Source organism: Paenarthrobacter sp. NPDC057355 (assembly GCF_042667405.1).
Lineage (GTDB): Bacteria > Actinomycetota > Actinomycetes > Actinomycetales > Micrococcaceae > Arthrobacter.
The window spans coordinates 690153-716046 of sequence record NZ_JBHVAL010000001.1 but is presented as its reverse complement, the minus strand read 5'-3'; the positions used below and the strand labels follow the sequence as shown (position 1 = coordinate 716046).

Below are 25894 nucleotides of genomic sequence, written 5' to 3'. Positions count from 1 at the left end.
CCTAGCGCGGGCGGCGGGCAGCGTGTTCGCGCGCGAGGTGGGCGTAGTCGTCGTCGGGCATTCCCGGAACGAAGGTTCCGAACTTGCGCTCTGCTGCCGTGCGGATCAGGAAGTCCGCGATAGCGGGGTTCTTCGGCAGCAGCGAGCCGTGCAGGTAGCTGGCCACAACGTTCTTGTAGCGCGCGCCCTCGTGGCCGTCCTTGCTGTTGTTGCCGGCGCCTTTGGTAACCGTCCCCAAAGGCTCGACGCCGGGACCCAAAGTGGTCTGCCCGCTGTGGTTCTCGTAGCCCATGATGTCGCCAAACTCGGCTGACTTCATGATCACGTTGCCGATCAGGCGTTCGTCCGTGCCCTGGGTTTCAACATCCAGGATGCCGATGCCGGGGATTGTGGGCCCCGAACTGGTCTTGAAGAACTTGCCAAAGAGTTGGTACAGGCCGCAGATCACCAGCATGGGCGCGCCGTTGTCGGCAAGCTCCCGCAATTGCTCCGCGCGGGCCTGGAGATCGTCCTGGATGACGAGCTGGCCGCTGTCCTGTCCGCCGCCCCCTACGATGATGTCAACATCATCCGGGAATTCATCGCCCACGTTGTACTCCAGCAGTTCCGGCGTATAGCCGTGCCACTTGATGCGCTGCTTGAGGACCAGGGCATTGCCCCAGTCGCCGTAGATGTTCATTTCCCGTGGGTACAGCTGGAGCACGCGGATGGTGCCCTTGCTGGGCTGCGAAGCCTGCGGTCGTGCGGCCTGGGGCGCGGTTTCCGAGGTCATGAGACCACCTCAACTATGGTGATTTTGGCAAGTTCGCGGCGAATGGCGAGCATGGATGTGTAGGTGCAGAAGATGCGCTTTGGCTTGCCTCGCGAACCGTCGATGAACGTGCGCAAGGCGGATGTGATGTCAGGTTCCACCGTGCCGAAGGGCACGTCATCGTACTGGAGGCGGAGGGCCATGTCGTAGGCTCGGACCCCGGTGAGGACATCCACGCCACCTTCACGCAGGGACTCGAATTCCACATCCCACAGCCACGACATGTCCCTGCCGTCGGCATAGTTGTCGTTGATCGCGATCATGGTGGCATAGCCACCGGCCGGGAACGACTTCAGGCCCAGCCGGAAACCACTGGGATTCTTGACCAGCACCAGTTCCAGCGGTTGGCCGTCCACTGTGAGGCTTTCGCCGCGCCCGAACGCCGGAGCCACGTTCCCGAGGGCCTTGACGAGTTTTGGAGTGTCAACAGGGCCGGTCCCCAGAACCGCGCGGGTCAACGACAACGCAGCGGCTGCGTTGAAGATGTTGTAAACCCCGCGCAGCTTCATGGTGGTGGTCACCGTCTTGCCGTCGAACTCAAAGTCGGCGTCCTGGGGGCCTACCCGTCGAAGTACGACGTCGGCATCCGGCAATTCGACTGCCTCGCCGGTCGCTGCGGCTACCGACGTTCCTGAAGGCGAGGGGCCGCTTCCGGACCGCATCTCGTCGTCGTTCGGGAACGTGCTGCGGAGTGATTCGTCCAGGCCGAAGTAGCGGACGCTGGGGTGATAGACGGCGTCGAGGCTGTTGATGGCGTTGGCTATCCGAGTAACGCGCGGATCCTCACGGTTCAGGACCACCGTGTCCGATGTTTTGGAGGCGATATGCTCCAGAAGGCGGGCGGTCTTGTCGATTTCGCCGAAGCGGTCCAGCTGGTCCCTGAGGACGTTCAGCAGCAGGCTGAAACGGGGAGGCACCTTGTTGACGAAATGCACGGCGTGCGCTTCATCAAGTTCAAGGACTGCAATATCGGCATCGAGCTTGCCCCGCCAGTCGACCTCGCCCAGCAATGATGCTGCCACGCCCCGGGTGAAGTTGCTGCCAGTGCGGTTGGTGAAAACCTTAAGGCCCTGGCTTTCCAGGAGTTCCACCACCATCTTGGTAGTGGTGGTCTTACCGTTGGTGCCGCTGACGACGGCTACGCCGTGAGGCAGAGACGCCAGCGTTCGCTGCATGAAGCGGGGATCGATTTTCTCGACCACCAGCCCGGGGAACGCCGACCCTCCGCCCCGAAGCCGGGACAGGGTGCGGACCAGCTTGCCGAGGGGGACGCTGTAGGAAAGCATGCTCTGTAATATATCCCAGTCGGGGCATGGAACCCGGGTCGCCGCAGTGGCAGGCCGCTTCCCGGCACTGCCCGAACCGCCGGGGCCACTATGATGGACCAATGACCAACCCCCTTTCCGACGCTTCATCACGCCTGGGCACAGGCCTCCGGATCGGCGTACTGGCACTCCAGGGCGATTTCCGTGAGCACATCCACGCCGTGGAGTCCGCGGGAGCAACAGGCGTGGGCATCCGCCGGCCCTCCGAGCTCGATGACATCGACGGCCTGATCATCCCCGGTGGCGAATCCACCACCATTGACAAACTGTCCCGGATCTTCGAAGTCCGCGAACCGATCCAGCAGCGGATCGCGGAAGGGCTTCCCGTGTACGGCTCTTGTGCAGGGATGATCCTCCTTGCCAATGAGATTGCCGATCCTGCCACCGACCTGAAGGGAAACCCGCAGCAGACCTTCGGTGGGCTGGACATCACTGTTCGCCGCAATGCCTTCGGCCGCCAGCGCGAGTCCTTCGAAACGGACCTTGACTTCAAGGGGCTGGACTTCAGTGCCGGAGAGGACGGCGTGGACCCCGTCCACGCAGTGTTCATCCGCGGACCCTGGGTTGAGCGCGTGGGAGAGGGCGTGGACGTTCTGGCCCAAGTCGATCCCGACCACGCCAGCCACACCGCCGCTTTGCATGGAGTGGCTAGAATTGTTGCAGTGCGCTCCGGCCGTTTGCTGGCCACCTCCTTCCATCCGGAAGTGACAGGGGAGAAGCGTGTGCATGAACTCTTTATTCGAATGATCAGAGGAGAAGCGTAAAGCATGTCAGGCCACTCCAAATGGGCGACCACCAAGCACAAAAAAGCCATCATTGACAGCAGGCGTGCAAAGTCGTTCGCAAAACTGATCAAGAACATCGAAGTTGCTGCCCGCATGGGTGGACCGGACCTGGCCGGCAACCCCGGCCTGGAACTTGCCGTCACCAAGGCAAAGAAGACCTCGGTCCCCAACGACAACATCGACCGCGCCATCAAGCGCGGCGCCGGCCTCACCGGTGAAGTCGTGGACTACACCGAAATCATGTACGAAGCCCGTGGCCCCCAGGGCTCGGCTTTGCTGATCGAGTGCCTTACCGACAACAAGAACCGGGCGGCCTCCGAAGTCCGCCTGGCCATCTCCCGCAACGGCGGTACCATCGCCGATCCGGGCTCGGTCAGCTACCTGTTCGCCCGCAAGGGGGTCGTGGTTCTGCCGAAGAACGCTCTCAGCGAGGACGACATCCTCATGGCCGTCCTCGACGCCGGTGCCGAGGAAGTAAAGGACAGTGGCGAGAACTGGGAAATCCACTCGGAGCCCTCTGACCTCCAGGCCATCCGGGATGCCCTCAAGGAAGCCGGGATCGAATACGAAACCGACGAAGCAGAATTCGTCCCGTCCATGCAGGTGGAGCTGGACATTGACGGCGCCAAGAAGTTCATGAAGCTCGTCGATGCGCTCGAGGACCTGGACGATGTCCAGAACGTCTACAGCAACGCGGACTTCAGCGAGGAAGTGCAGGCTGCCCTCGACGCCGAGTAGGCGTGGCAGCATTCAGTATTGATCATCAACAGGAAGGCCCGGACTTGACTCTTCGCGTATTGGGAGTCGATCCGGGCCTTACCCGTTGCGGCATCGGTGTAGTGGACATCGAGCGGAACCGCCGTGCCACCATGGTTGCAGTCGGTGTGGTAGGTACGTCTGCGGAACTGACCCTGGACAAGCGCTTGTTGGTCATTGCCAAGGCAATCGATGAGTGGCTCGACCTGCACAAACCGGACGTCGTCGCCGTCGAACGCGTCTTTTCGCAAATGAACGTCAGCACTGTCATGGGCGTGGCCCAGGCCTCAGGCGTGGTGATCGCCGCCGCGGCGCGCCGTGGCATCCCCGTGGCCCTGCATACGCCGTCGGAAGTGAAAGCCGCGGTTACGGGCAGCGGTTCGGCGAACAAGGACGCAGTCACCAAGCTTGTCACCAAGATCCTGCGCCTGGATGCTCCGCCGAAACCCGCGGACGCAGCAGATGCCCTCGCCCTGGCCCTGACGCACGCCTGGCGGGCCGGAAGCGGAATGGGAACTGCAGGCGGAGCTGGTGGCGGGGGCACGCTGACCCCGGCCCAGAAAGCTTGGGCGGATGCCGAAGCCAAAGCGCGCCGTGCGCGCTGATACCCAGCCGTCTTGCTAGGGTATTCGTAGATATGTTCGGATAGTCAGTCCAGGCCGCAGTTCCAGGTGGCAGGGCAGGCAGTATTTCAGGAGCCGGGTCTTGATCAGTTTTCTTCGTGGAACAGTAGCCCACGTTGGTTTGTCCAGCGCGGTCATCGACCTCAACGGCGTGGGCATGAGCGTGTTCGCAACACCACAGACCCTGAGTCACCTGAAGGTAGGTTCGGACGCCAAGCTCTTTACGTCCATGATCGTCCGCGAGGACTCCCTGACACTTTTTGGCTTCGCCGACGACGACGAGCGGGAAGTTTTCGATGTCCTCCTCAGCGTCAGCGGGGTCGGACCGCGGCTGGCCCTGGCAGTGCTCGCAGTGCACGAACCGGAGGCCATCCGCGTTGCAGCACATACGGGCGACGGCAAGGCCTTCACGAAGGTTCCCGGCATCGGTCCCAAGGTTGCCGGCCGGATCGTCCTTGAGCTCGCTGGCAAGTTGGTTCCGCATGGCACTGGCACCGCAGCCGCACCCGCAGCAGCCGTCAAAGCTGAGTGGAAGCCGCAGGTGGTCGCTGCCATGACCAGCCTTGGCTGGTCGGAAAAGGATGCCAACGGAAGTATCGACAAAGCCATGGCTGATTCGCCCGAATTGGTGGACGCAGGAAATGTCGCACAGATTCTCCGGGCCACGCTGCGGTGGCTTGGTCAGGACGGCGCACGCGCCGGCAACCGCGTAGGCACCCGTGGCTGAGCAGTCGCTGGTCAGCGGGGGAGAGGAACCGGAAGAGCGGGTCATCGAGGCGGCCCTTCGTCCCAAGAACCTTCATGACTTTGTAGGCCAGCACCGCGTCCGCAAGCAGCTGGCCTTGGTACTTGAGGCCTCAAAAATGCGAGGCCGCAGCGCCGACCACGTACTCATGTCCGGCCCTCCCGGGCTCGGCAAGACCACACTGGCCATGATCATTGCCGCGGAGATGAATGCTCCGCTGAGGATCAGCAGTGGTCCGGCCATCCAGCATGCCGGAGACCTGGCCGCGATACTGTCCTCCCTCTCTGAGGGTGAGGTCCTTTTCCTGGACGAGATCCACCGCATGTCCCGGCCTGCGGAAGAAATGCTCTACATGGCCATGGAAGACTTCCGCGTAGACATTGTGGTGGGTAAGGGGGCCGGCGCTACGGCCATTCCCCTGGAGTTGCCTCCCTTCACTCTGGTAGGAGCCACCACCCGGGCTGGACTCCTGCCAGGTCCTTTGCGCGACCGGTTTGGCTTCACCGGCCATCTCGAGTTCTATTCCGTGGCCGAGCTTGAACTCGTCCTGCGCCGTTCTGCCGGACTGCTTGATTTGAAGGTGAACTCGGCAGGTTTCACGGAGATTGCCGGGCGCTCCCGCGGAACACCGCGTATCGCCAACCGATTGCTTCGCCGGGTTCGGGACTGGGCCTTGGTTCATGGCATTGAGCAGATCGATGCGCGGTCAGCCTCAGCTGCTTTGGACATGTACGAAGTGGACCAGCGTGGCCTTGACCGGCTGGACCGCTCTGTCCTTGAAGCACTGATTACCAAGTTCAATGGCGGCCCGGTGGGACTGTCCACCTTGGCCATTGCCGTGGGTGAAGAGGCCGAGACCGTGGAGACAGTGGCGGAGCCATTCCTCGTGCGCGAAGGGCTGCTGGGCCGCACGCCCCGTGGCCGGATCGCGATGGCTTCAGCCTGGACCCATCTTGGCTATGCCGTGCCGGCCGGAGTGTTCGGACAGGAGACCCTTGCCCTGTTTGACGAAGACGAAAACCACGCCGAAAGCGTAGATACTGCGGGTTAACACGCTGCGTTCAGCTTTTCCCTCTAGACTGGTATGACGCTCGGCACGTTCGAGTCCTTGATCCATGCGCCAGGCTCGCGGATCTCCCAGGGACGTTGCCGTGAACCAAAACGTAAGTACAGAACGGAACTTCCCTGTGGATCCAATGACCATATTGCTGTTCGTCATGCTTGGACTCTTTGTCTTCATGATGTTCCGGCGCAACAAGAAGACCCAGCAGCAGCAGGCTGAGATGCAGTCCAAGTTTGCTCCGGGAGTCGACGTCATGACCAGCTTCGGCCTCTTTGGCCGGATCGTGTCCATCGACGAAGCGGAGAACAAGGTCGTTATCGAGCTCTCCCCGGGCAACGAGGCCACGGTTCACCGCCAGGCTGTCACCAAGGTAGTCGAGGCGACTCCTGAGGAAGCCCCTGTGGTTCCGGATGACGCTTCTTCCTTGACCGCAACGGGTACTGAAACCCCGGCGGCCGGCGAGACGCCGGAAGAGACCATTGCGCGCCTCAACAAAGAGGACAAGAAGGACAACTAGCACCGTCAGTCGCGGCACCACCGCGCAAGGCAACTTCTACGGCTGCGGAAAGCCGCCGGCAGACGCTCACCAGCGCCTGCCGGCGGCTGTCCGGCGATAACAGGAAGATTGAAAATGGCAAGGACCGGCCCCAAAAATTCAGCCCGCAGGGTGCTGACATGGCTTGGAGCAATATTCGTTGTACTCACCGTCCTCCTGGCTGGCGGCGTGATGACCGGCAATGCGAGCTGGGCTCCCAAGCTTGCACTGGACCTCGAAGGTGGAACCCAGATGATTCTGGCACCCCGGGTGGAGGGTGCTGCCGATATCAACGAAGAGCAGCTCAACCAGGCTGTGGCGATTATCCGCCAGCGTGTTGACGGTTCCGGCGTCGCCGAGGCCGAAATCAGTACCCAGTCGGGCCGGAACGTGGTTGTAAGCCTGCCGGGCACCCCATCGAAGGAAACCCGCGATCTCATCCAGGCCTCGGCTGACATGAACTTCCGGCCTGTTATCGCCGCTGGAGATCCTGCCGCCATCCCTGCCGAGCAGCGGACACCTGATGACAAGCTGAACAAGCCCACCGCCGAGCCGACGAACGCCAGCGACATCAATTGGGTCACCCCGGATGTCCAGAAGGAGTTTGAGGCGCTGGATTGCGTCAACCCCTCCAACGAAAAGCGCGACCGCTCGGACCCCGCCAAGCCGCTGGTGGCTTGTGAACCCGCCACTGACAAGACTCCCGCCACCAAGTACATACTCGGGCCGGTCGAGGTCAAGGGCCAGGACATCAGCGATTCCACCTTCTCCCAGGTCCAGGGGGCCCAGGGTTCTGTTACGAACTCCTGGGGCGTAAACATCGTCTTCAACGGCGATGCCACCGCAAAGTTCAAGGCAGTCACCGAACGCCTCAACCAGTTCTACGTCGCGGCACAGGCCCAGGGCACCGACGACCCCAAGGCGCAGTTCGCAATTGTCCTCGATGACAAAGTGATTTCCGCGCCCCGGGCCCTTGCCGTCATTACCGACGGTAAGCCGCAGATCACCGGCAACTTCACCCAGGCCAGTGCCAAGGCCCTGTCTGACCAGCTGCGCTACGGCGCCCTGCCCATCAGCTTCGAGATCCAGTCGCAGGAGCAGATCTCGGCAACGCTCGGTGGCGACCAGCTGCGCCTCGGTCTCCTGGCCGGCATGATCGGCCTGTTGCTGGTTGTGGTGTACTCGCTCTTCCAATACAGGGCCTTGGGATTCGTGACCATCGCCTCGCTGGTAGTGGCCGGGTTGCTGACCTACCTGGCCATTGCCATCCTCGGCTGGACCGAAAACTACAGGTTGTCGCTGGCAGGTGTGGCAGGTTTGATCGTGGCCATCGGCCAGACAGCGGACTCGTTCATCGTCTACTTCGAACGCATCCGTGACGAACTGCGCGAGGGACGCGGCCTGGTGTCCGCCGTCGAAAACGGCTGGAAGCGTGCCAAGCGCACCGTTCTGGCCTCCAAGGCCGTCAACCTTCTTGCCGCAGTGGTCCTGTACTTCGTGGCGGTTGGAAACGTCCGCGGCTTCGCCTTCACCTTGGGCTTGACCGCCCTTGCGGACCTCCTTGTGGTGTTCATGTTCACGCATCCGATGCTGCAGGTTCTCGCCCGGACCAAGTTCTTTGGCGAAGGACACCGCTTCTCCGGACTGTCGCCTGACCGCCTCGGTGCCGTCCCGCTGTACCGCGGAGCCGGCCGGCTCCGGACACCGGAGGAAAAGCCGACGCCGGTCCGCGCCCGGAACGCCGGAGCGGCCGCTGAAGCCGAACGACGCATGACCATCGCCGAACGGCGCCTTGCCGCGAAGGGCCAACTGACCGGCACTTCCAACGGCAGCAAGGAGGAGAAGTAATGACAACGAGCTTCGCAACCTTCGGCCATGAGCTCTACACGGGCAAGCGCTCGTACAACTTCGTCAATTCAAAGAAGATCTGGTTCACCATCGCGGCTGTCGCCGTGGCGCTGTCCATCCTGATCCCGGTGGTCAAGGGCGGCTTCAACCTTGGCATCGAGTTCCGTGGTGGCTCGGAGTTCACTGTCTCCAACGTGAGCACCACAGATGCCGCGCTCGGCGAGCGGGCTGTGCATGACGTCGTTCCGGACGCAGTTCCGCGCGTTGCAAACGTTGCGGGAAACACCATGCGGATCCAGACGGATCAGCTGACCGACGACGAGACCAACCGCATCAAGGACGGGCTCACCAGCGCCTATGGCGTCACAGCGAACGAGGTCACCTCCAACTTCGTCGGACCGACGTGGGGCCAAGACGTGACCCGGCAAGCCCTCATCGGCCTGGTGGTCTTCGTCGGCTTGGCTGCGGTCCTCATGGCCCTGTACTTCAGGACCTGGAAAATGTCCCTGTCAGCGCTTGTTGGCATGCTCGTCACGATGTTCACCACCGCGGGTGTCTATGCTTTGAGCGATTTCGAAGTCACGCCGTCGGCCATCATCGGCTTCCTGACTGTCTTGAGCTACTCGCTCTACGACACCGTGGTGGTCTTCGACAAGATCCGCGAAAATACCTCGGACATCTCCACCTCCACGCGCCGCACCTTTGGCGAAGAGGTCAACCTCGCGGTGAACCAAACCCTGGTCCGCTCCATCAACACCATGATGGTGGCGGTCCTGCCCGTGGCGGCAATTCTGTTCATTGGTGCAGGCCTGCTGGGTGCCGGAACGCTCCGTGACCTGTCGCTGGCATTGTTTGTTGGCATCCTTATCGGCACGGCGGCTACGATCTTCATCGCGGCGCCGCTCTACGCCTGGCTGCGCCAGGGCGAACCGGAGCTGGTCAAGCAGGCCAAGAAGGTAGCCCACCGCAGGGCGCAAGCCACCGTTTAGGGGCCGATGCAGCGTCAAATCTCCGAAGAGCCGGTCACCGCAACCCTGCGGTGACCGGCTCTTTGACTTGCCCGGCCGTTCGTCATGTGCTGTCCAGTTGCAGAAGCATTCACTTGCGGGAATAGACTGGAAGAATTAAATCGGTTGTGAGGGGTACTTCTGTGGAAGAACGAGCGACGTCGGCACCACTGGCGGGCGGGGAAGAGGACCGCAACTCAGCTGTGGTCCCTGCAACAAGTGTGTCCGCCCGGGCCGCAGGCGCCGTACCAGTTGACATGCCCGGAGCCCGTCCCACGTTCCCCGGCCGGAGGGAACGCACGCGTTCCCGGCTGGCGCGGTTGACCGGACGCGGTGTAGCGCCGTACTCGCCGATCCTTGAGCCATTGCTGCGGACCGTCAGGGCCAACAATCCCAAAGAGGATTTCGACCTGATCCAACGCGCCTTCGCCGTCGCTGAGCGGAGCCACCAGGGCCAGAAGCGCAAGAGCGGCGATCCGTACATCACCCACCCGGTGGCAGTGGCTACGATCCTGGCCGAGCTGGGCATGACGGGCACCACGTTGGCTGCTGCATTGTTGCATGACACCGTGGAAGACACTCCCTATACCTTGGCTGACCTGACCCGGGATTTCGGGCCGGAGGTTGCCATGTTGGTCGATGGCGTCACCAAGCTGGACAAGGTCAGCTTCGGCGAGGCCGCACAGTCGGAAACCGTCCGCAAAATGGTTGTCGCCATGGCCAAGGACATCCGGGTCCTCATGATTAAACTGGCAGACCGTCTCCACAATGCCCGCACCTGGCGTTTCGTGTCCGCGGAGTCTTCTTCGCGCAAGGCCCGGGAAACCCTTGAGATCTTCGCGCCTCTGGCCCACCGCCTGGGTATGAACACCATCAAGTGGGAACTCGAGGACCTGTCCTTCGCTGCCCTTTACCCCAAGGTGTACGAGGAAATCGTCCGCATGGTGGGGGACCGCACTCCGGAGCGCGAAAAGAGCTTGGGCGTTATCCGCAACCAAATAGCGGACGACCTTCGGACTGCCAGGATCAAGGCCACCATTACAGGCCGCCCCAAGCATTACTACTCCATCTACCAGAAGATGATCGTCAGGGATAAGGACTTCGACGACATCAACGACCTCATGGGCGTGCGGGTCCTGGTGGACTCCGTCCGTGATTGTTATGCGGCCCTTGGCACCCTGCACTCGCGATGGAACCCCCTGCCGGGCAGGTTCAAGGACTACATCGCGATGCCCAAGTTCAACATGTACCAGTCCCTGCATACGACAGTGATCGGTCCCGGGGGCAAGCCCGTTGAAATCCAGATCCGCACACACGAGATGCATCGTCGGGCAGAGTACGGTGTAGCCGCCCACTGGAAATACAAGGACCAGCCAAACCGTACGGCACAAGGCCCGGGCAGCCCGCGGGACGGCGACATGGGCTGGCTGCGGTCGCTGGTGGACTGGCAGCAGGAAACGTCGGATCCCGGAGAGTTCCTGGATTCCCTCCGCTACGAGATCAACGCCCGGGAAGTCTTCGTCTTTACGCCCAAGGGCGAAGTCATGGCCCTTCCCGCCGGCTCTACTCCCGTCGACTTTGCCTACGCTGTCCACACCGAAGTCGGGCACCGGACCATCGGCGCACGTGTCAACGGCAAGCTCGTGCCGCTGAACAGTGAACTGAACCACGGCGACTGGGTGGAGATCTTCACTTCCAAGGCTGAAGGGGCCGGGCCGAGCCAGGACTGGCAGCACTTCGTCAAGTCGGCACGGGCGCGCAACAAGATCAGGCAATGGTTCACCAAGGAGCGCCGCGAAGAAGCGATAGACCGCGGCAAGGATATGCTCACCCGCGCAATGCGGAAGCAGAACCTCCCGCTCCAGAGGCTCATGACCCACGATGCCCTGTCCGCAGTTGCCGAGGATTTCCATTACGTGGATATCTCCGGCCTTTACGCAGGTGTCGGAGACGGGCATACCTCGGCCCAGTCCGTCATGGAAAAGCTCATGGAGCACTTGGGCGGACATGAGACACCGGACGAGGACCTGGACGAGGTCAGCATCCCCACCCAGGTGGCCAAATCCAAGTTCTCGGATTCAGGCGTCATCGTCAGGGGCGTGGGCGACGTGTGGGTCAAGCTGGCACGGTGCTGTACGCCTGTTCCTCCGGATCCCATCCTGGGCTTCGTGACGCGCGGTTCCGGCGTCTCCGTGCACCGGACGGACTGTACCAACGTCTCCGGCCTGCGTGACCAGCCCGACAGGATTGTCGACGTCGAATGGGCGCCGACGCAGTCCAGCGTCTTCCTGGTGGAGATCCAGGTTGAAGCACTCGATCGAAAGTCGCTCCTGTCCGACGTGACGCGCATTCTGTCGGAGAACCACGTCAATATCCTGGCTGCATCCGTCCACACTTCCAGCGACAGGGTTGCGATCTCCAAGTTTGCATTCGAAATGGGCGACCCAAAGTATCTTCACCACGTTCTGAACGCTGTTCGTCGCATCGATGGGGTCTTTGACGTCTACCGCACTACCGGAAACAGCCGCAGGAGCTAGTTGGGCACTGACCCGGGCCGGGGCGCCGCCTTCGGTGTGAGTTGCGCCAAGGTGGCCAAGGCGCGTTTCTTGTGAGGCACGCGGGGAGCAGCTTCCACTGCCAGGACCAGCAGGCGTAGCTTGATGCCAAGCTCGGGTCGGTCCAGGAGGCGCCTCAGCACTGGCAGGGCACGATCGGCTTCAACGTGCAGCGCGATGTCTGCCGCGGTACGCAGTGGGCTGCTCACGAGCATCCCGCCGAGGCTCACGACATCCATCTGCCCAAGCCGGACTTCATGGAGACTGCAGCCCAGGGTGCCGCGAAGGCTGGAGATGCGGTGTTTCGCGTCCACCAGGAGCGACAACTTTTCCGGTGGTTTGGCGCACCCGTAGATCCAGGCGGCGGTCAACCTGCCGGCGGCTACTTTGGTGCGGATCCGTGCCGGGACGCTCAGGGCTGCTGCGCGGGCCCGGATGCGCTGCGTGATGGCCACACCCGGAGAAGCGTAGTTCTTTCCATACAGAGGCAGCAGGATGCCGTCAACGGCCATTCCCTGGAGCTCGTTCCACGTGAAGATGCGGCCAGGGGAGTAGAGCTCGGGGATGACCGGCTCCAGCAGGTGCGGGGCTTTATCAGAGGGGACCATCACTCGATCATTCCGGTGCGTGGTCCAACGAGTACAGGCTCCGTCCTGGCTATGTGGATAACCGGAACGGAGCCTGTGGCAGCGTTATGGGTGACTATGCGAGGTCGCTGGCCGAACGCTGGATTTGGTCGAGCCAGGCTTGGCGGGCTTCAAGGGCTTCGCGAGCAGCCTTGATGCGACGCTGGTCGCCTGCTTTCTCGGCCCTGTCGAGATCGTCCTTGAGGCCTGCGATTGCCGCTTCAAGTTGTGTCAGGGCGCTGTTGGTGCGTGCCTTCGTCTCAGGGTTGCTCCGGCGCCACTTCTCTTCTTCGGCTTCGCGAACAGCATCTTCGACCTTCCGGAGGCCTGCCTCGATCCGGCCCATATCAGCGCGCGGCACCTTGCCGGCATCATCCCAACGGTCCCGGATGGACTGGAGGGCCTTCTTGGCGGCATTGAGGTCCTTGATGGGCAGTAACGCCTGGGCCTCGATGACCAGTTGCTCCTTGACGGCCAGATTTGCGGTGTATTCCTGGTCGATCTGGTCATTGGCGGCTTGGCGGTTGCTGAAGAAGACATCCTGTGCGGCCCGGAAACGCCCCCACAACGCGTCGTCGTCCTTGCGGCTTGCGCGGGGAGTTGCCTTCCACTGGTCCATGAGCCTGCGGTATTCACCGGCGGCGTATCCCCAGTCGGTCGAGGAGGAAAGTGCCTCGGCCTCTGCGATCAAGGCCTCCTTCGCGGTCTTGGCGGCGGAGTTGTTGCTGTCCAGCTGCGAGAAGTAGGCACGGCGGTGACGGTCGAAGACCGTGCGGGCCGAGCGGAACCTCTTCCACAGTGCATCCTCGTTGCTCCGGCCCAGGCGGACGCCGCTCTTTTGGGCGGCCTTCCAGGACTCGAAGAGCTCGTTCATGCGGGCGCTGGAGGTTTTCCACTGGATCTGTGCCGGATCCTGTCCCGCGATGGACTCCGCTTCAGCCACGATGGCTTCGCGGGCAGCCAGTTCGCTGGCCCGCAGGGCATCGTGGGCCGCCTTTTCGGACTTCTCCAGTTCGACAATTTGCGTCGACAGGGTGTCCAGCCGGGCCTCGGCGGAGCGGATGTCACCGACCATGTTGCGCTCTGCAAGTTGCTCACGCAGGTGTGTGACGGTCTTCTGCATGTCCGTTGCTGGAGCCTTGGACTCCACGCGGTGCTCGAGCAGCACGACCTGGGCGATAACGTCGTCGAACTTCCGGGCGAAGTAGCCCAGGGCTTCGTCGGGGCTGACTCCCGGGTACTGCCCGACGGCGATTTCCCCGCCATCCAGCGTCAGGAAGACGTGGCCATCTCCTTCAGCGCGCCCCCACTTGGCCGCCTCGGCGAGCGACGCCGCAGAGACCGCCGGAGCAGCAGGAACAACAGGGGCGGGCGCTTTCGGACGGGCCGCAAAGGCTGCCGGCGACGGAGCCGCGGACGGGGCAGGGCGGGGAGCCGGGGGCTCGGTGGGCGTCGAAGCGACCACGGCGTCGGATGATGCCCCGGCTTCGGTTGCTTCGATCACCTCAGCTGCTTCATCGTTGGCCACTGCTGCTGTTTCGTCGGATTTCTGACTGTCTGTCACCGCTAAAAGTCTTTCGCTTGGAGGGACTGCTAAGGCAATGCACGCCGGGCCTGGGACCGGAGCTGGTTACTTCAGAGAGAACGAGTCTATCGTGACAGGTGCCACAGGGGCGCCGTCGCTGTTGTTTTGGCCCGGTTTGAGACCTGCGGCGGCGATGTTGGTCACCACATCCAGTCCGCTGGTCACCTTGCCCACCACGGTGTATCCGCCCGCGGTATCGGCCGGGATGGTGGTGTCCTTGTAGACGATAAAGAACTGGTGGCCGTTGCCGTAGGCGTTATTGCCTGTCCGGGCGATGGCGATTGTCCCCGCAGCATACTTGTTGTCCGCCGGAGTGTTTTCCAAGGGACCCCAGCGATAGTTGGGATCGTCGGCGCCGTCCTCGGACTTGGCGCCGCACTGCAGGAGCCCAAATGTTTCGGACGTGGTCAACCGGTGGCAATTGGCGCCGTTGTAGTAGCCGGAATCCGTCAGCGACTTCAGGACCGCGGCTGCCTGGGGAGCGGCAGTGCCGTTCAATTCGACGCCAACGGCCCCGCCGTTCAGGGAGAGCTGGCCCGTGAATGTCTTGCCTGCGGCTGTGTCCGCGCTCGGAACGTCTGCACTGTTTTGGGAAGGAGCGGCAGAGGGCGACGCCGAGGGAGAACTGAGTCCGGCTTCTGCGGCGGCGAACTCCGCTTCTGTGGGGTTGGAGCTGAAGACGGTCAGCTGCAGGACGACAGCCAGGACTACAGCTGCAGCTCCGGCGCCAATGGCGATGGTGTTGTCGCGTTTGCGGCGCTTTCCCTGTTCCTGCCGCAGGGCGCGCTTGGCTTCCATCTGCCTGATGCGACGCTTCGCTTCGCGGTCATCCCGCGACCTTGTTGCCAAAAGTCCTCCTGATTAAGTCAGCTTCGGATGGCTGCCGACAGGAACCCGGGCATGCTGCATTAGATGTGCACGCGCGGAAAGCATAAACTGGCTGCCGCACATAGTTTATGCATGACCGGCTGGACGCCCGCCCTGTAAACGCCGAACGGGCGTTTAAAGCTGCAGCGCCGAAGCTTGCGTCAGCTTTTTCAAGGAGACAATTCCACCATGGCACGTACCGCCTCCCTGTCCGGATTCCCCGAGTGGCTTCCCCAGGAGCGGTTGGTGGAGCTCCATGTCCTGGACACGCTCCGTAAGACCTTCGAACTGCATGGCTTTTCCTCCATCGAGACACGTGCTGTGGAAACGGTGGGCCAGCTGCTCCGCAAGGGCGAGATCGACAAAGAGGTCTATGGGCTGAGCCGGCTCCAGGACGACGAAGGCGACGCTGCGAAGCCGAATGGGTCTGACAAAGCGGATCCCAACGCCCTTGCCCTGCACTTCGATCTGACGGTTCCCTTCGCCCGTTATGTCGTGGAGAACGCCGGCTACCTGGCGTTTCCGTTCCGCCGCTACCAGATCCAGAAAGTGTGGCGCGGTGAGCGTCCCCAAGAGGGCCGGGCGCGCGAGTTCACCCAGGCGGATATCGACGTCGTAGGCGACGGCGAACTGCCGTTCCGTTATGACGTCGAAATTGCGTTGGTCATCGCCGAAGCCCTCAGCGCCCTGCCGATCCCGGACTTCCGGCTCCGGATCAACAACCGGAAGCTGGCCGAAGGCTTCTATCGGGGCATTGGCCTGACGGATACAGCCGGTGTGTTGCGGAGCATCGACAAACTGGAGAAGATCGGTGCCGACAAGGTGGCCGGGCTGCTCAAGTCCGAGCTTGGTGCCACGGATGAGCAGGCGGCACTTGCGCTGCAGCTTGCCACCATCCGAACTGAGGACACCTCGTTCGTGGAGCAGGTGCGCGCTCTCGGGGTGAAGGATGATCTTCTTGAAGAGGGGCTGGATGAGTTGCAGCAGGTCATCGAAGCCGCCGTGCAGCGTGCCCCTGGGAAGGTCGTGGCGGACCTGAGCATCGCACGCGGGCTGGACTATTACACCGGCACGGTAGTCGAGACCGTCCTGGTGGGCCATGAGCAGTTGGGTTCGATCTGTTCCGGCGGGCGCTACGATGCCCTGGCCAGCAAGGGCAACCGCAAGTTCCCCGGCGTCGGGCTTTCCATCGGCGTGACGCGGCTTGTCTCGCGCATCCTCAGCCAGGAGCTGGCCTCCGCCTCCCGCGCTGTGCCGACAGCTGTTTTGGTTGCACTCAACACCGACGAGAGCTGGTCGGCCGCCCAGGACATCGCGGCCCAGTTGCGGGGCCGTGGCATCGCCACCGAGGTGGCCGCCAAGGCCGAAAAGTTCGGCAAGCAGATCAAATTCGCCGACCGGCGGGGTATCCCGTTTGTTTGGTTCACCGACGACGACGGCAAACACCAGGTCAAGGACATCCGTTCGGGCGAGCAGGTGGATGCGGACCCGGCGAGCTGGACGCCGCCGGAAGAAGATCTCCACGTCCGCGTGACCACTGCCTGAACAAAACAACGTTAGGTCCGCCCTTTGGCGGCAGCCGCGGCCGGGGCGGGTAAACTCGGACGGGACCGCTTTTGCAGCGGTCCCTCTAAATTTCATGCTGAAAGGAATGCTGTGCTGCGCACACATGACCTCGGATCACTTCGTTCCGAGCACATTGGACAAACCGTAACCCTGGCCGGCTGGGTGGGCCGCCGCCGTGATCACGGTGGCGTTGCATTCGTTGACCTGCGCGACGCGTCCGGCGTGGCCCAGGTGGTTGTCCGTGAGGAAGAGGTCTTCCACGGCCTTCGGAACGAGTACGTCCTGCAGGTCACCGGTACGGTCAACAAGCGTCCTGAAGGCAACGAGAACCCGGCCCTTGCAACGGGCGAAATCGAGGTTATCGCGGACAAGGTTGTTGTCCTGAACACCTCCGACCCGCTGCCGTTCCAGATCGATGAGCACGTGGAGGTCGGCGAAGAAGCCCGGCTGAAGCACCGCTACCTGGACCTGCGCCGTCCCGGTCCCGCCCGCAACCTCCGCTTGCGTTCCGAGGCGAACCGCGTTGCCCGCGGCATCCTGCACGACCAGGGTTACGTTGAAATCGAGACGCCCACCCTGACGCGCTCCACGCCCGAGGGCGCACGTGACTTCGTCGTCCCGGCACGCCTGGCTCCCGGCTCCTGGTACGCCTTGCCGCAGTCCCCGCAGTTGTTCAAGCAGCTCCTGCAGGTGGGTGGCTTCGAGAAGTACTACCAGATCGCACGCTGCTACCGCGACGAAGACTTCCGTGCCGACCGCCAGCCCGAGTTCACGCAGCTGGACATCGAAGCCAGCTTCGTTGACCAGGACGACATCATCGCCTTGGGCGAAGCCATCGTGAAGTCGCTGTGGCAGCTGATCGACGTCGAGGTTCCCACGCCCATCCGTCGCATGACCTACTTGGACGCCATGGCCAAGTACGGCTCCGACAAGCCGGACCTTCGCTTCGACCTTGAGCTGACGGAGCTGACCGGATTCTTCAAAGACACCAACTTCGGCGTGTTCAAAGCCCCCTACGTCGGCGCAGTGGTCATGCCCGGTGGCGCTTCGCAGGCCCGCCGCGCCCTCGATGCCTGGCAGGAATGGGCCAAGCAGCGCGGCGCCAAGGGACTGGCCTACGTCCTGTACAAGGAGGACGGGGAGCTTGCAGGACCCGTCGCCAAGAACCTCACGGAACAAGAACGTGCCGGACTGGCTGACGCCGTCGGCGCCAAGCCCGGTGACTGCATCTTCTTCGCCGCTGGCGAGAAGAGCGCTTCCCGTTCGCTGCTGGGCGCTGCCCGCGTCGAAATCGGCCACCGCACGGGCCTGATCGATCCCAATGACTGGGCTTTTGTATGGATCGTGGACGCTCCGATGTTCGAACCGGCCGCAGCCGCCGTCGCTTCCGGTGACGTGGCAGTGGGAGCAGGGCAGTGGACCGCGGTCCACCACGCCTTCACCTCGCCCAAGCCGGAATTCATGGACACCTTCGACAAGGATCCCGAGTCGGCACTGTCCTACGCCTACGACATCGTGTGTAACGGCAACGAGATCGGCGGCGGTTCCATCCGTATCCATGAGCGCGAGGTCCAGGAGCGGGTCTTCCAGCTCATGGGATTGGACAAGGAAGATGCTGAAACCAAGTTCGGCTTCCTGCTGGAGGGCTTCAAGTACGGTGCGCCTCCGCACGGCGGCATTGCCTTCGGCTGGGACCGCGTAGTGGCACTGCTGGCTGGTGTGGAATCGATCCGCGACGTCATCGCCTTCCCGAAGACGGGCAACGGTTTCGACCCCCTGACGGCGGCTCCGGCACCCATCACGCCGCAGCAACGCAAGGAAGCCGGCGTTGACTTCAAACCGGAAGCCAAGCCCGCTGCCAAGCCGGACACCAAGTCCGAGTAAGACCACAACAGGAGGGCTCCCCGCAGGGGGAGCCCTCCTGTGTTTTCTCCGATGATTCCCGCGTATGAGAGGGTGCTGTAACGGTGGAGCAAGCAGTCCTGGAAGAGCTGATGGACAAGGCCTGGCCAGCGCTTGAGCGCGAGGAATCGGGCCAGTGGGTGCTTCGCGCCTCGGAGGGAGTGACGCAGCGGGCGAACTCGGTGTGGCCCAGGGTTCCGGCCCAAGCAGGGCAGGAGGGCATCGCCCACAGTGTTCAGTCCGCTGCCCAGTGGTACCGCTCGCGCAGGCTGCCTCTGATCTTCCAGGTCTTCGACGATCCCCGCAGCGCAGGGCTCAACGCTGTTCTTGACCACCAGCGCTTCACCAGGCAGTCCGAGACCAGGATCATGGTCCGGGACGCCGCTGACGTTCCCGGCGAAGTGCCGGCTGCCGGCGTGGAAGTCAGCGAAGAACCCTCGCCGGAATGGCTGGAGGTGTGGTGGTCGGTGGATGGCCGCGGCGGAGAGGCAGAACTGTCTGTCGCCCGCAGGATACTCACCGCTTGCCCCTCGCTTTACGCCCTGGTGAGGGACGACGACGGCGTTCCCGCCGCCGTCGGGCGTCTGGCCTTGGTGGACGGCTGGGGCGGTATCTACAGCATGGCGACGTCGACGGCGCACCGCAGGCGGGGCCATGGGACCACGGTGCTGGAGGCATTGCTGCTGGCCGGAGCCCAACGCAACCTCAAGGGGTTCTGGCTGCTGGTCACTGCGGCCAACCAAGGGGCGCAGGCTCTTTACGCGAAGGCCGGCTTCACGGACTGCGGAGGCTATCTGTATCGTCAGGCTCCGCTGAAACGTGCCCCTGGAGGTTGCTGAACCGGCGCATCCGTCACGCTGATTCGCAGGGAACAGGCGTCGGCTGCCGCTTTGGGGAGTGCGGCGGATTTCGGTTCCTGCACGTCCAAAAAAGCCAGCCTGGTCCTGCCGGACACGGTTTTGAGCGGGGGCTGGGCAAGCACCTGTTCCACCAAAGCGCGGTCGCCGCCGGTCACAAGGTATTCGATCCTGTGGTTGGCGAAGATCCGCGCTGCGTGTTCGGCTGTGGATTTGGCATCGATGAAGCGTGAACCACTCTTGGTCGCCAGGATTGTCGGACCGCTGGCGGCGGCCAGGGCGAAACCACCTTTGCGGATCAGGAGCACGCCGAGTCCGCGCTCCTGGCTCGCCAGCGATGCCAGGCGGTCCAGTTCCGTCGCGCCTCTTCCCGGTCTCCCGTCGGCCGGCCACGGTGCCCGCAGAAGCGCTTCGGCTCCATCGGCAGCCCGCAGCAGCAGGCCGCCGTCGTCGAGATCTTCCTCCACCGCACCGTGGCTGGCCGTGAACCGCTCCACCCATCCGTGCAACCGTTCTGCGGGCACCAGGGCGGTCCGGCGTCCGCCTGGGCGGCTCGGTGCTGATGCTGGGCGCTGCACGTCAATGTCTCCTTTGCTGGAACTATGAGTAGCCTATCCATGTGGAAGATCTCTTTGGTGCCGGTGCAGTGAACGACGACGACGAGTCGGAGGAGCTGCCTGCCGCCGGAGGACCCTCGGACGCCAACTGGATGGCGTCCCAGCGCAGTCCGTTGGCTGTGCGGATGCGTCCGCGGACCTTGGACGATGTCGTGGGTCAGCAGCATCTGTTGGGCCAGGGTTCTCCACTGCGGCAGCTTGCCGCCGGTGCCGAGGCCGCAGGCCCCGCCGGACCCAGCTCGGTCATCCTCTGGGGACCTCCCGGGACGGGCAAGACCACCTTGGCCCATGTGATCGCACGCGGACCCGGCCGGAAGTTCGTTGAACTCTCCGCCATCACTGCCGGTGTCAAGGACGTGCGCAGGGTCATGGACGAGGCATTGACCGCCCGGGACCTCTACAAAAAGACCACGGTGCTGTTCCTGGACGAGATCCACCGCTTCAACAAGGCACAGCAGGACGCGCTCCTGCCCGGGGTCGAGAACCGCTGGGTGGTGCTGGTCGCGGCTACTACCGAAAACCCGTCCTTCTCCGTGGTGTCGCCGCTCTTGTCCCGATCCCTGTTGCTGACCCTGAAACCGCTGACCGATGACGATATCTCCGGTTTGCTGCAGAAGGCCGTGACGGATGCCCGCGGCCTTGCCGGACGTGTCGAGCTGTCCCCGGAGGCGCTTGAGCACCTCGTGCGCTTATCCGGAGGCGACGCCCGGCGTGCACTCACGGCGCTGGAGGCTGCCGCCGGGGTGGCGTTCGGTGACGCCACCGCCGTCGAGGACGGTGAGTCTGACGCGCCGGTGCTGGTGGAACTGCGCCACACGGAGCGCGCACTCGATGCCGCCGCGGTCCGCTACGACCGCGCCGGAGACCAGCATTACGACGTCGCCAGCGCCTTCATCAAGTCCATCCGTGGATCCGACGTCGACGCAGCCTTGCATTACCTTGCGCGGATGTTGGAAGCGGGGGAGGACCCGCGCTTCGTGGCCCGCAGAATCGTCATCTCCGCTGCCGAAGACATCGGCATGGCCGATCCCACTGCTTTGCAGACCGCCGTCGCCGCAGCACAGGCAGTGCAGCTGATCGGCATGCCGGAGGGCAGGATCGTGTTGGCCGAAGCCGTGGTGCATTTGGCCACCGCGCCGAAGTCCAATGCCGCCTACATGGGCTTGAACAAGGCGGTGGCTGATGTGCGGGCCGGCCATGGGGGCGGGATACCCATGCACCTGCGCGACTCCCACTATCCCGGGGCGAAACAGCTGGGCCATGGCAAGAGCTACAAATACGCCCACGACGAGCCCCACGGAATTGCCACCCAGCAGTACCCACCGGACGACCTTGTGGGCAGGAATTACTACGAGCCAACAAACAACGGTGTTGAGCGCGATATCGCGGCAAGGCTGGAGAGGCTCCGGAAGATCGTCCGCGGCGAATAGCGCGGGCGAGCGGATTCAGCGCCCGTGGTAGGATGGATCCTTGTCTGGCATGACCCGACGCCACATTCCTTGAAGATTTCCTTCAATGGTGCTGCGCGCCCGGGCCAGTAGCAAGAGGCAGCGGTTGGCCGATGCTCTCCCTGATGGAGGCCAGGAACACTGATACACCGCAGTAATTGGAAGGACACAAGTGGCTAACAACACTCGTGCTCGCCGTACCGCACGCCTTTCGCGTGCACTCGGCATTGCTCTGACCCCCAAGGCCGCCAAGTACATGGAGCGCCGTCCGTACGGCCCCGGTGAGCACGGCCGTGCCCGCAAGAAGCAGGACTCCGACTACGCCGTACGTCTGCGCGAAAAGCAGCGTCTGCGCGCCCAGTACGGCATCCGCGAAGCCCAGATGACCCGTGCCTTCGAAGAAGCACGCCGCACCAAGGGCCTGACCGGTGAGAACCTGGTTGAGCTGCTGGAAATGCGTCTGGACGCCCTCGTGCTCCGTGCAGGCTTCGCCCGCACCATCGCACAGGCCCGCCAGCTGGTTGTGCACCGCCACATCCTGGTTGACGGCGTTCGCGTTGACCGCCCGTCCTTCCGCGTTGGCGAAGGCCAGCTCATCCACGTACACAGCCGCTCCGAGGTTATGGCTCCGTTCCAGGTCGCCGCTGCCGGCGCACACGTCCTGAACAACGTGCCGCCGTACCTGGACGTCAAGATTGACGCCCTGCAGGCACGCCTGGTTCGTCGCCCGAAGCGCTCCGAGGTCCCCGTGATCTGCGAAGAGCAGCTCGTCGTCGAATTCTACGCCCGCTAAATTCAAGCAGCGCAGACAAAGAAGCCCGTGGCAGCCGCCGCGGGCTTCTTTGTCTATAAGGTACCGCTCCTCTATAGGTAAGGTACTGGGGGAGGCCTTGCCCAAAGCCGCGCCGCGGCAGGTGCAAGGCAGCGCAACGATCCTAGGAGAAGTGTTCTATGTCTGGTGGCGACATTGCCGGTCTCATCGCAGCTGGAGTCTTCGCGCTCCTGGTTCTGCTGTTGGCTGTGCCCATTCTGAAGTTGGGCGGCGTCTTCGACGAGGTCCGCACCTCCATCCGTTCCATCAGCGACGGCGCCACGCCCCTGATGGACGAAGTGACGGCAACCGTCACAACCACCAACCAGCAGCTGAAGAAAGTTGATGGCATTGCCTCGAACGTTTCTGATGCGTCCGCCAACATTTCCGCGCTGTCCTCGCTCGTGGCGGCGACGGTTGGTTCGCCCCTGATCAAGGTGGCTGCCTTCAGCTACGGCGTCCGCTCGGCGTTCGCCGGACGCCGCACCCCTTCCTCCGGCCGTCGCAGCCGCTGAACCAACGGGAGACCATAAACCGATGAAGAGAATTGTGTGGATGGGCATCGGCGTCGCAATCGGCGTCATCGCCTTCCGTAAGATCACCGAGGCGCAGGCCAACCTGGGACCCGAAGGTTTGAACCGTGCTGTTGGCCGGATGGCCGACGGACTGTTCGACTTCGCCGATGCCGTGCGCTCAGGCATGCACCAGCGCGAAGAAGATCTCCGGGCAGCGCTGGGAATCGACGACGCCGCGGCAGGCGGGCGCTAACGGAGCGGTTCGCTCCGAAGCCCTCAACAGGGCAGAATGGAAAGCTGCGGAACGGCACCAGCCGGAACCGCGCACATCGTGTGCAGTGAATTGAGAAGGGTAAGTAATCAGCTAATGAAGTCGCAGGAGATCACCAAGCGCTGGGTGGACTTTTTTGTCAGCAAGGGCCACACCGCCGTTCCCTCCGCGTCGCTCGTTTCCAGCGACCCGTCCCTTCTCTTCACTGTGGCCGGAATGGTGCCGTTCATTCCCTACCTGACCGCCCGGGAAGAGCCGCCCTACAGCCGTGCCACCAGCGTCCAGAAGTGCATCCGCACCGGTGACATCGAAGAAGTGGGCAAGACTGCCCGCCACGGCACGTTCTTCCAGATGTGCGGGAACTTCTCCTTTGGCGACTACTTCAAGGAAGACGCCATCAAGTTCGCTTTCGAGCTGCTCACCAAGAGCGTTGACGACGGCGGTTACGGACTTCCTGCCGAGCGCCTCTGGGTGACGGTCTACGAAGAGGATGACGAAGCCAAGGAATTGTGGCTGAAGAACACCGGTATTCCGGCTGAAAGAATCCAGCGGATGGGCAAGGCCGATAACTACTGGTCCACCGGACAGCCCGGCCCTGCAGGTCCCTGCTCGGAAATTTATTATGACCGCGGCCCGGCCTACGGTGTAGAGGGTGGCCCGTTGGCTGACGAAACCCGGTACATCGAAATCTGGAACCTCGTGTTCATGCAGTACCAGATCGAAAACGTCCGCTCCAAAGTTGACTTCGACATCGTTGGCGAGCTGCCGAAGAAGAACATCGACACCGGCCTCGGCATGGAGCGTCTGGCGATGATTCTCCAGGGCGTTGAGAACATGTACGAGACCGACCAGGTCCGCCCTGTCATCGACAAGGCTGCTGAGCTGTCAGGCCGTGAGTACACCTCGGCGGAAACTCCCGAGGATCCGCACCACACCGATGACGTCCGGATGCGCGTCGTCGCCGACCACATCAGGTCCGCCCTGATGCTCATCGCCGACGGCGTGGCACCGTCAAACGAAGGCCGCGGCTATGTGCTGCGCCGCCTGATCCGCCGCGCCGTGCGTGCCATGCGCCTGCTGGGTGTCGAGAAGGCCTGCCTGCCTGACCTTCTTCCCGCGTCCCGCGACGCCATGAAGGGGGTCTACCCCGTGGTGGAGACCGACTTCGCCCGCATCAGCCGCATTGCCTACGCCGAAGAAAAGGCCTTCCTCCGCACCATTGCTTCAGGTACAGCACGCCTGGAGGACGCAGTGGCTGAATCCAAGGCTGCAGGAGTCCCGCTTTCCGGGGCCGACGCGTTTACCCTCCATGACACCTACGGCTTCCCCATCGACCTGACATTGGAGATGGCAGAAGAGGCCGGCCTCAAGGTGGACGAGGCAGGCTTCCGTGCGCTCATGCTTGAGCAGCGCCAGCGCGCCCAGGCTGATGCCAAGGGCAAAAAGGGCGGCCATGCCGACCTCACCGCGTACAAGGAGCTCCTGGGCAAGGGCGAGACCGTGTTTACCGGCTACGACGAGCTCGACGGCGAATCGAAGGTTCGGGGAATCGTCAACGGCGGCCGGGCAGTTTCGCATGCCTCCACCGGTGACGAAATCGAACTCGTCCTGAACGAAACCCCGTTCTATGCCGAAGCCGGTGGCCAGTCAGCCGATACCGGCCTCATCACCGGCGACGGCTTCGTCGTGGAGGTCCTTGACGTCCAGCGTCCCATCAAGGGCTTGAGCGTGCACAAGGCGATCGTCCGCGAAGGTGAGATTGCCTCTGACGCCTTGGTGCGCGCCGCCGTCGACCGTGAACGCCGGCATGCAGCCGAGCAGGCGCACACAGGTACGCACATCGTCCACGCTGCCCTGCACCAGATCCTTGGCCCGGAGGCCACCCAGCGTGGTTCCTTCAACAAAGCCGGATACCTGCGCTTCGACTTTGCCTGGGGTGAAGGTCTGAGCCCGGCAACGCGTTCCGAGATCGAAGAAGTTTCCAACATCGCCATCCGGAACAACTACCGGGTGGACACCAAGGTGATGGGCCTGGCAGAAGCCAAGGCGCTCGGTGCCATGGCCCTGTTTGGCGAGAACTACGGCAGCGAAGTCCGGGTCGTGGAGATCGACGGCGCGTGGTCGCGTGAACTTTGTGGTGGCACGCACGTGTCCAATACGTCCCTCATTGGCAGCTTGTCGCTGCTGGGTGAACAGTCCGTGGGTTCGGGAAACCGGCGCGTCGAGGCTTTTGTGGGCCTTGATGCCTTCCGCCACCTTGCCGCGGAGCGTGCGCTGGTGACTGAACTGACCGAGCTGCTGAAAGTTCCTTCCGGCCAGCTTGCGGACAGGATCTCCAGCACCCTGAACAAGCTGAAGGCGACGGAGAAGGAACTCGACCGGCTCCGCAAGGAACAACTCGCCGCAGCGGCCGCCAACCTTGTGGGGACGGCAAAGGACGCTGGTGGGGTGCGGGTTGTCGCCCACGACGCCGGACAGGTGGGTGGAGCGGATGACCTGCGGAACCTTGCGCTGGACCTGCGTAACCGCCTCGGTTCGGACGCTGCCGCGGTGGCAGTTGCCGGTGTCAGCAATGACCGTCCAGTCATCCTGATCGCCACCAACGAAGCCGCCCGCGAGGTTGGAGTCAAGGCTGGAGCGCTGGTCCGTTTGGCCGCAGGTATTCTCGGCGGCGGTGGTGGCGGCAAGGACGACGTCGCCCAGGGCGGTGGCACCGACGCTGCGAAGGTCTCCGAGGCCCTCACAGCCGTGGTGGACGCGATAGCCAAGCGCTGAC

23 protein-coding genes are annotated in these 25894 nt (G+C 63.1%); 17 read left to right on the top strand and 6 right to left on the bottom strand.

Translation table 11 applies throughout. From position 1 onward, the window contains the following. Nucleotide 1: 1 nt before the first annotated feature. Together ACFUOZ_RS03275 and ACFUOZ_RS03270 are read right to left on the bottom strand one after the other, a co-directional pair. Nucleotides 2–772 carry a type 1 glutamine amidotransferase gene (locus ACFUOZ_RS03275; protein WP_377544729.1) on the bottom strand — a complete coding sequence of 257 codons (771 nt, stop codon included), beginning with the start codon at nucleotides 770–772 and terminating at the stop codon, nucleotides 2–4. Next, nucleotides 769–2097: a MurT ligase domain-containing protein gene (locus ACFUOZ_RS03270; RefSeq protein WP_377544726.1), complete on the bottom strand. Its 1329-nt coding sequence runs from the start codon at nucleotides 2095–2097 to the stop codon at nucleotides 769–771. The genes ACFUOZ_RS03275 and ACFUOZ_RS03270 overlap by 4 nt, the downstream gene beginning before the upstream one ends. 101 nt (nucleotides 2098–2198) lie before the next feature. On the opposite strand from ACFUOZ_RS03270, the gene pdxT reads away from it, so the two are divergent. From pdxT to ACFUOZ_RS03225, 9 genes are all read left to right on the top strand, one after another. Next, nucleotides 2199–2900, top strand: a complete 702-nt coding sequence (gene pdxT, locus ACFUOZ_RS03265) for a pyridoxal 5'-phosphate synthase glutaminase subunit PdxT (protein ID WP_377544723.1) — start codon at nucleotides 2199–2201, stop codon at nucleotides 2898–2900. A gap of 3 nt (nucleotides 2901–2903) precedes the next feature. Next, on the top strand, nucleotides 2904–3659 hold the full coding sequence (locus ACFUOZ_RS03260; RefSeq protein ID WP_377544720.1) for a YebC/PmpR family DNA-binding transcriptional regulator: 756 nt from the start codon (nucleotides 2904–2906) through the stop codon (nucleotides 3657–3659). Nucleotides 3660–3703: 44 nt separating this feature from the next. Further along, the gene (gene ruvC / locus ACFUOZ_RS03255; protein ID WP_377544717.1) at nucleotides 3704–4282 is read left to right on the top strand and encodes a crossover junction endodeoxyribonuclease RuvC; all 579 of its coding nucleotides are present in this window, start codon (nucleotides 3704–3706) and stop codon (nucleotides 4280–4282) included. A gap of 100 nt (nucleotides 4283–4382) precedes the next feature. After that, nucleotides 4383–5027, top strand: coding sequence for a Holliday junction branch migration protein RuvA (gene ruvA / locus ACFUOZ_RS03250; RefSeq protein WP_377544714.1), 645 nt, complete (start codon nucleotides 4383–4385; stop codon nucleotides 5025–5027). Continuing rightward, on the top strand, nucleotides 5020–6096 hold the full coding sequence (gene ruvB / locus ACFUOZ_RS03245) for a Holliday junction branch migration DNA helicase RuvB (RefSeq protein WP_377544712.1): 1077 nt from the start codon (nucleotides 5020–5022) through the stop codon (nucleotides 6094–6096). Before ruvA ends, ruvB begins: the two co-directional genes overlap by 8 nt. A gap of 145 nt (nucleotides 6097–6241) precedes the next feature. After that, complete coding sequence (gene yajC, locus ACFUOZ_RS03240) at nucleotides 6242–6625, top strand: preprotein translocase subunit YajC (protein ID WP_262275135.1); 384 nt, start codon at nucleotides 6242–6244, stop codon at nucleotides 6623–6625. Nucleotides 6626–6739: 114 nt separating this feature from the next. Then, nucleotides 6740–8491, top strand: a complete 1752-nt coding sequence (gene secD / locus ACFUOZ_RS03235) for a protein translocase subunit SecD (protein WP_377544709.1) — start codon at nucleotides 6740–6742, stop codon at nucleotides 8489–8491. Next, nucleotides 8491–9480, top strand: coding sequence for a protein translocase subunit SecF (secF, locus tag ACFUOZ_RS03230; protein ID WP_377544706.1), 990 nt, complete (start codon nucleotides 8491–8493; stop codon nucleotides 9478–9480). The genes secD and secF overlap by 1 nt, the downstream gene beginning before the upstream one ends. A 161-nt stretch (nucleotides 9481–9641) precedes the next feature. After that, a complete protein-coding gene (locus ACFUOZ_RS03225) occupies nucleotides 9642–12035 on the top strand; it encodes a RelA/SpoT family protein (RefSeq protein WP_377544704.1) in 2394 nt (797 codons plus the stop codon). Here the strand turns inward: ACFUOZ_RS03225 and ACFUOZ_RS03220 are convergent. The 3 genes from ACFUOZ_RS03220 to ACFUOZ_RS03210 form a co-directional block, all read right to left on the bottom strand. Then, a complete protein-coding gene (locus ACFUOZ_RS03220) occupies nucleotides 12032–12661 on the bottom strand; it encodes a hypothetical protein (protein ID WP_377544702.1) in 630 nt (209 codons plus the stop codon). The two genes, ACFUOZ_RS03225 and ACFUOZ_RS03220, sit on opposite strands and share 4 nt — an antisense overlap. Before the next feature lie 94 nt (nucleotides 12662–12755). Next, nucleotides 12756–14243, bottom strand: a complete 1488-nt coding sequence (locus ACFUOZ_RS03215; protein WP_377544700.1) for a DUF349 domain-containing protein — start codon at nucleotides 14241–14243, stop codon at nucleotides 12756–12758. 66 nt (nucleotides 14244–14309) lie between these two features. After that, nucleotides 14310–15113 (bottom strand): peptidylprolyl isomerase, encoded by an 804-nt coding sequence (locus ACFUOZ_RS03210; protein WP_377544697.1) that lies wholly within the window; start codon nucleotides 15111–15113, stop codon nucleotides 14310–14312. 207 nt (nucleotides 15114–15320) lie between these two features. Here ACFUOZ_RS03210 and hisS point away from each other — a divergent pair, with 207 nt between their 5' ends. The 3 genes from hisS to ACFUOZ_RS03195 all read left to right on the top strand — a co-directional run bounded on the left by hisS (nucleotide 15321) and on the right by ACFUOZ_RS03195 (nucleotide 19438). Further along, nucleotides 15321–16676 (top strand): histidine--tRNA ligase, encoded by a 1356-nt coding sequence (gene hisS / locus ACFUOZ_RS03205; protein ID WP_377544695.1) that lies wholly within the window; start codon nucleotides 15321–15323, stop codon nucleotides 16674–16676. Nucleotides 16677–16787: 111 nt separating this feature from the next. After that, nucleotides 16788–18581: an aspartate--tRNA ligase gene (gene aspS / locus ACFUOZ_RS03200; RefSeq protein WP_377544693.1), complete on the top strand. Its 1794-nt coding sequence runs from the start codon at nucleotides 16788–16790 to the stop codon at nucleotides 18579–18581. A gap of 110 nt (nucleotides 18582–18691) precedes the next feature. Beyond that, nucleotides 18692–19438, top strand: a complete 747-nt coding sequence (locus ACFUOZ_RS03195; protein WP_377544968.1) for a GNAT family N-acetyltransferase — start codon at nucleotides 18692–18694, stop codon at nucleotides 19436–19438. Here ACFUOZ_RS03195 and ACFUOZ_RS03190 read toward each other — a convergent pair. Continuing rightward, complete coding sequence (locus tag ACFUOZ_RS03190; RefSeq protein WP_377544691.1) at nucleotides 19402–20034, bottom strand: Vms1/Ankzf1 family peptidyl-tRNA hydrolase; 633 nt, start codon at nucleotides 20032–20034, stop codon at nucleotides 19402–19404. The genes ACFUOZ_RS03195 and ACFUOZ_RS03190 overlap by 37 nt on opposite strands. A gap of 41 nt (nucleotides 20035–20075) precedes the next feature. Between ACFUOZ_RS03190 and ACFUOZ_RS03185 the strand changes: the two genes are divergently transcribed. The 5 genes from ACFUOZ_RS03185 (at nucleotide 20076) to alaS (ending at nucleotide 25893) form a co-directional block, all read left to right on the top strand. Then, nucleotides 20076–21503: a replication-associated recombination protein A gene (locus ACFUOZ_RS03185; RefSeq protein WP_377544689.1), complete on the top strand. Its 1428-nt coding sequence runs from the start codon at nucleotides 20076–20078 to the stop codon at nucleotides 21501–21503. Nucleotides 21504–21693: 190 nt separating this feature from the next. Continuing rightward, nucleotides 21694–22314: a 30S ribosomal protein S4 gene (rpsD, locus tag ACFUOZ_RS03180; RefSeq protein WP_144658942.1), complete on the top strand. Its 621-nt coding sequence runs from the start codon at nucleotides 21694–21696 to the stop codon at nucleotides 22312–22314. A 158-nt stretch (nucleotides 22315–22472) separates the two neighbouring features. Continuing rightward, complete coding sequence (locus ACFUOZ_RS03175) at nucleotides 22473–22847, top strand: DUF948 domain-containing protein (RefSeq protein WP_017197541.1); 375 nt, start codon at nucleotides 22473–22475, stop codon at nucleotides 22845–22847. A 22-nt stretch (nucleotides 22848–22869) separates the two neighbouring features. Then, a complete protein-coding gene (locus ACFUOZ_RS03170) occupies nucleotides 22870–23100 on the top strand; it encodes a hypothetical protein (protein WP_208759929.1) in 231 nt (76 codons plus the stop codon). A 114-nt stretch (nucleotides 23101–23214) separates the two neighbouring features. After that, the gene (gene alaS, locus ACFUOZ_RS03165) at nucleotides 23215–25893 is read left to right on the top strand and encodes an alanine--tRNA ligase (RefSeq protein ID WP_377544686.1); all 2679 of its coding nucleotides are present in this window, start codon (nucleotides 23215–23217) and stop codon (nucleotides 25891–25893) included. The last annotated feature ends 1 nt before the right edge of the window (nucleotide 25894 follow it).